We start from the raw sequence: 1,551 nt of genomic DNA on the forward strand, positions 1-1,551 counted from the left end.
GGCGCCGTTGGCCGGGTCACCGGGGTGGGGACCGCCGGGGGCGCCGGGGACGGGTCCGCCGGGGCCGGGCTGAGCGGGCATGCCGGGGTGGGCGTCGGGGGTGCCGAAACCGGGGTGGTCGGGGGAGCTGGGCGCGCCGGGTGCGCTGCCGGGGCCCTGGGCACCGGGCGGGGTGCCGGGCATGCCCGGGAACCCACCGGGGCCGGGCGCGCCGGGCGACGGGGTGTGCTGGGGCGGCTGGGGGTGCGGCGGCGGGAAGCCGTAACCACCGGACTGGTCACCGGGGCCGACGTGGGCTCCGGGCATGCCGGGGGCGCCCGGAGCGCCGGGGCCGCCGGGTGCTCCCTGGCTGGGGAAGGGGGGCGGGAAGCCGTAGCCGCCACCGTGGGCGTCAGCGTTGCCAGGGGCTCCAGGGGCTCCAGGGGCTCCAGGGGCTCCGGACGTGCCAGGGGTGCCGGGAGCAGCGGGTGCACCGGGGCCTCCCGGGGTGCCGGGCGCGCCGGGTCCTCCGTGAGTGCCGGGGGCGGGGAACGGCGGCGGGAAGCCGTAACCGCCGGGGCCACCGGGTGCGCCCGGCCCACCGGGGCCACCCGGCCCGCCAGGTCCACCGAAGCCACCGGGCGCTCCCGGTGCGGGGACGGGCGGGGGGAAGCCGTATCCACCGGAGCCGCCGTGGGTGTCAGGTCCGCCCGGGGCCCCCGGGCCACCAGGCATGCCGGGACCGCCGGGCGCCCCCGGTCCTCCGAATCCTCCGGGCACACCGGCGCCACCGTGGGTACCGGGCCCACCGGGTCCGCCCGCACCACCGGGACCGCCCGGCCCGCCGAAACCACCCGGCCCACCGGGGCCTCCGAAACTGCTCGGACCTCCCTGGCCTTCAGGACCACCAGGCGCTCCCTGGCCGGGAACGGGCGGCGGGAAGCCGTATCCCCCCGGTCCTCCCTGCGTACCGGGACCGCCCTGCATACCTGAGGCGCCCTGCGACCCGGGCCCGCCCTGCGCACCTGGGCCCTCCTGTGCACCGGGCCCGCCATATGGCCCCGGGCCGCCCTGCGTCCCCGGACCACCAGGAGCCCCGGGACCACCGGGAGCCCCGGGACCACCAAAGCCACCAGGTCCTCCGGGCATGCCGGAACCCCCGGGCCCAAAACCACCGGCCCCACCAGGACCGTCAGGCATACCGGGACCCCCGGGCATGCCATGCCCTCCGGGCGCGCCAGGCCCACCGGCCGCGCCAGGAGCACCGTTCATGCCGGCCCCGCCGGTCGGCGGCCCCGGCGGGGTGCCGGGCTGTCCCGGGGGCGGGAAACCGTACCCACCCTGGTCACCCGGATTGGACGGGGCCGGGCCAGGGGGCGGGGGGAAGCCATGAGGGTCCTGCTCGGACCGGGGACCGGGGACGGCCGCGGGCGGCGGGAAGCCGTACCCACCGGGACCTGCCGGACCGTTGCCCTGCGCCGGACCGTTACCGGGCGCCGGAGGCGGCGGGAACCCCGCACCACCCGGCGCACCAGGCCCACCCGGCGCACCAGGCCCGCCCGGCGCACCAGG

1 pseudogene is annotated in these 1,551 nt (G+C 80.2%); it reads right to left on the reverse strand.

The window, feature by feature from the left end:
* A pseudogene (locus AC51EU_RS30425) lies at positions 1-306 on the reverse strand (hypothetical protein); the annotation flags it as partial.
* Between the last annotated feature and the right edge of the window lie 1,245 nt (positions 307-1,551).

The organism is Candidatus Streptomyces philanthi (genome assembly GCF_059553635.1).